Origin of the sequence: Lutibacter sp. (genome assembly GCF_041596795.1) — a bacterium.
Taxonomy (GTDB): domain Bacteria; phylum Bacteroidota; class Bacteroidia; order Flavobacteriales; family Flavobacteriaceae; genus Lutibacter.
The window spans coordinates 1-3399 of record NZ_JBFHHX010000228.1; the positions used below are offsets into that span (position 1 = coordinate 1).

The following is a 3399-nucleotide window of genomic DNA, read 5'->3' on the forward strand; positions in this document are numbered from 1 at the left end:
CATACCTTCATTTCTAAAGTCTTTGGCAAATTCATACACAGCATCAAAACCACCAACAATTAAACGTTTTAAATATAATTCATTGGCAATACGTAAATACAACGGAATATCTAAAGCGTTATGATGTGTCATAAACGGACGTGCAGCAGCTCCGCCTGGAATTGGTTGTAATATTGGTGTTTCTACTTCTAAATATCCACGTGTGTTAAAAAATTCACGCATAGAATTGGTAATTTTTGTACGTTTTATAAATGTTTCTTTAACGTGGTCGTTTACAATTAAATCTACATAACGTCTTCTGTATCGTTGTTCATTATCGGCAAAAGCATCGTGAACTTTCCCATCGGCGTCAGTTTTTACAACAGGTAATGGGCGTAAACTTTTAGAAAGTACTGTTAATTCTTTTACGTTAACAGATTCTTCACCAACTTTGGTTTTAAAAACTTCACCTTTAATTCCAATAATATCACCCATATCCAATAATTTTTTGAATACGGTATTGTACATTGTTCCCTCATCATCCGATGAAATTTCATCTCTGTTAATGTAGATTTGCATTCTACCGCTGGCATCTTTTAATTCTGCAAATGATGCTTTTCCCATAATTCTACGGCTCATCATTCTTCCAGCAAGCACAACCTCCTTACCTTCAAAATCGTCAAAATTGTCCATAATTTCCTTTATAGTTGCTGTTGTTTTAAATTCTTCAGCAGGATATGGATTGATTCCTAAATCTCGTAATTTTTGTAACGATTCTCTTCTAATAATTTCTAGCGGTGATAATTGCATACTACTATTTTTAGTTGTTGTATTTATTTTACAGTGCGCAAAGATACAATCAATTCAGAAATTTAAGTAATTTAGAAAGAAAAAGTGTTTAGAATTTGTAATCAAAAATAAATTTATATATTTGCGTATCGCTTCGAAAGCGATTTAGTTGTGTTGTTTGACGTGTAAAAGCGTCGTGGTTTTATAAACCAATGGAAAGCTTCCCGAAAAACCGGGACGCTTTTTTTGTTTTTAAAAAGGTTGTTTTATGCTTAAAAGTTAAAAAAAGCTGCCTTATATTCCCAAAAAATTGAAAAATACAAGCCTGTAAAAATTACGGAAACCACAAATTTTAACAAAGTTCCGGTTAAAAAACCAATAAATGAACCGTAAGATGCTTTTAAAGCTTTCTTTGGGTTTTTACTATCATAAATAATTTCTCCAATAAAAGCTCCAACAAAAGGACCAACAATTAATCCAATAGGAGGAAAGAAAAACATTCCAAGAATTAAACCAATAGTAGTGCCAATAACACCAAATTTTGAGCCGCCATATTTTTTAGTTCCAACCGATGGAATAATATAATCTAACGCCAATACAACAATAGTAACTACCAAAGTAATTCCTAATAAGGTATAATTAATAGGAACAATTTTTGTGAGGTACAATAATACTAAGCCAAACCAACCTAATATTGGCCCCGGTAAAACTGGTAATATTGAGCCAATAATGCCTGTAATTGCCAATAAAAAACCTACTATTAAAAGAAATATATCCATACGCTAATGTAAGTTTTCAAATTTAATTTAAAAAGTAATTTTTGTAAAATGTAAACTATAACTAAAAAATTAGTTTAAACTAAAAATTTAGTTATATTTGTATAGTTGAACTAAATACTTAGTTATAAAATGGAAAAACAATTAACAAAAGCAGAAGAGCAATTTATGCAAGTTTTATGGGAAATAGAGCAGGGAAGCGTACAAGATATTATTAATAAATTACCCGAACCAAAGCCTGCTTATAATACCGTTTCAACTATTATTAGAATTTTAGAAACCAAAGAATTTGTTGCTCATAAAGCCAAAGGTAGAGGGTATATTTACTTTCCGATTATAAAAAAAGCAGATTACAGTAACCAAAGTTTACAAAAGTTGGTTGATGGCTATTTTGATGGTTCATTTAAAAGTTTGGTATCCTTTTTTGTGAAAAAAAACGATGTTGATTTAAATGAATTAGAAACTATTTTAAAAAGTATTAACGAAAAAAATGCTGAGAAATGATAAATTTTATACTTCAAGTGGTATTGTTTCAAGCACTGTTTTTAGCGGTGTACGATTTCTTTTTACAAAAGGAAACCTTTTTTAAATGGAACAGATTTTATTTATTGTTAACTCCCGTTTTAGCATTTGTAATTCCTTTTTTAAAATTTGAAAGTTTACAAAAAAGCGTTCCAATTATGTATGTTGAACAATTGCCAACGGTAGTTTTAAATCCGCAAGCTGTAATTTTGCAAACGGTTAAAAATGAGTCTTCTATAAATTATTTTCAAATTGCTTTTTATGTTGGAATTGTACTTTTTTTAATGCTATTTTTAATTAAATTATTTAAAATTATTCAATTAATTGTAACTAATGAAGTTGTGAAAAACGAACACTTTAAATTGGTTTTATTGAATAAACAAGAGTCGGCATTTTCGTTTTTCAACTATATATTTATAAAAAGAGATTTTGTTAAACAAAAAGAATTGTCCATTATTCAGCACGAAATGGTGCATTGCAAACAATTACACACATTAGATTTACTGTTTTTCGAATTCTTAAAAATAGCAATGTGGTTTAATCCATTAATTTATGTGTTTCAAAACCGTATTACCTTAGTACACGAGTATATTTCTGATGCCGAAGTTGTAAAGCAAACGAATAAGAACAATTATTTCAACACTATACTTTCCCAAACATTTAATGTTGAAAACATTTCATTCATCAATCAATTTTTTAAACAATCATTAATTAAAAAAAGAATAGCTATGATTACCAAAAACAAATCACAAAAAATTAAACAATTAAAGTATTTATTAATCATTCCTTTAATTGGAGGAATGTTGGTTTTAAGTTCTTTTGAAAATATTAAAAAACTAGAAAACCTTGAAATTCCAATAATTAAAGAAGTTTTAAAATCAAATGAAACAACAATAGCAACAAACGAGATCATTGAACATTTTACGGTTGAAGAAACTAGCAAAGTTTTAAAAAAGAATGATAGCCTTATTGAAACTTTAGATGTTCCTTTTAGCGAGATTGAAAATGTACCAGTTTTTCCTGGTTGCACAGGAACTGAAGAAGAATTAAAAAAATGTTTACAAGATGGTATTTCAAATCACGTGAATAAGAATTTTAATTCAAATCTTACAAAAGAATTAAAACTAGAACCTGGTATTAAAAGAATTTTTGTGATGTTTAAAATTAATAAAGATGGAAATATTACTGATATACAATCCAGAGCGCCACATAAATCTTTAGAAGAAGAAGCAATAAGAGTTGTTAGTTTGTTACCAAAAATGACTCCAGGAAAGCATAAAGGTAATAATGTAAATGTTAAATATGCGTTACCAATTGCTTTTAAAGTTGAAGG

At 28.7% G+C, this 3399-nt stretch carries 4 protein-coding genes; 2 read left to right on the forward strand and 2 right to left on the reverse strand.

Translation table 11 applies throughout. The features are described from left to right. A partial coding sequence (locus tag ABY298_RS15575; protein ID WP_372746971.1) for an amino acid--tRNA ligase-related protein occupies positions 1 to 789 on the reverse strand: 789 nt, incomplete at its 3' end. 251 nt (positions 790 to 1040) lie between these two features. Next, positions 1041 to 1547, reverse strand: a complete 507-nt coding sequence (locus ABY298_RS15580) for a DUF456 domain-containing protein (protein ID WP_372746972.1) — start codon at positions 1545 to 1547, stop codon at positions 1041 to 1043. Between the two features lie 129 nt (positions 1548 to 1676). On the opposite strand from ABY298_RS15580, the gene ABY298_RS15585 reads away from it, so the two are divergent. Both ABY298_RS15585 and ABY298_RS15590 read left to right on the forward strand, forming a co-directional pair. Next, positions 1677 to 2048 (forward strand): BlaI/MecI/CopY family transcriptional regulator, encoded by a 372-nt coding sequence (locus tag ABY298_RS15585; RefSeq protein WP_372746973.1) that lies wholly within the window; start codon positions 1677 to 1679, stop codon positions 2046 to 2048. Continuing rightward, positions 2045 to 3399, forward strand: a 1355-nt coding sequence (locus ABY298_RS15590; RefSeq protein WP_372746974.1) for a M56 family metallopeptidase, incomplete at its 3' end; no start/stop codon positions are given. The genes ABY298_RS15585 and ABY298_RS15590, both read left to right, overlap by 4 nt.

What these genes read in the sequence shown, in the direction of transcription:
- ABY298_RS15580 (WP_372746972.1), bottom strand. Translation starts at nt 1,547, where the DNA reads ATGGATATATTTCTTTTAATAGTAGGTTTTTTATTGGCAATTACAGGC.
- ABY298_RS15585 (WP_372746973.1), top strand. Translation starts at nt 1,677, where the DNA reads ATGGAAAAACAATTAACAAAAGCAGAAGAGCAATTTATGCAAGTTTTA.